Below are 371 nucleotides of genomic sequence, written 5' to 3' on the forward strand. Positions count from 1 at the left end.
TCGGAGCGCGAGGCGCCTTTGACACTCCAGCGGGTTTCCACGGTCTTGGCCAGCTGGCACTGCGGGCTCTGGTTGCTGAACGGCAGGTCGAGGTTGTCGTCGGCGTAGTAGGTGGTGAACACCTGATGGACGTTGTCGCCCTGAGTGGTTTTTTCCTCGGTCAGCAGGTGGAAGCGATTGAAGGTGCGCTCGATGCTGCGCACCGCCACGTCGTCGACATAGTGGGTTTCGGTGGTGCCGTAGCGATAGCGCTCGGTGATTTTGTAGAGGTTGTCCAGGCCATCGTCGCTCCAACTGATGCTGGCGCCGTTGCCGACAAAGTTGTGACTGCTGCCAGGCAGGTTGCTGTTGTCGTAGCTGTAGCGCATCTC

At 60.1% G+C, this 371-nt stretch carries 1 protein-coding gene; it reads right to left on the reverse strand.

Annotated elements, in window-relative coordinates; genetic code table 11:
* Positions 1-371 (reverse strand): hypothetical protein (locus tag AC1D1M_RS31530; RefSeq protein ID WP_477778714.1); only part of this gene is annotated, 371 nt, incomplete at both ends.

Source organism: Pseudomonas sp. P1_F7 (genome assembly GCF_056405655.1).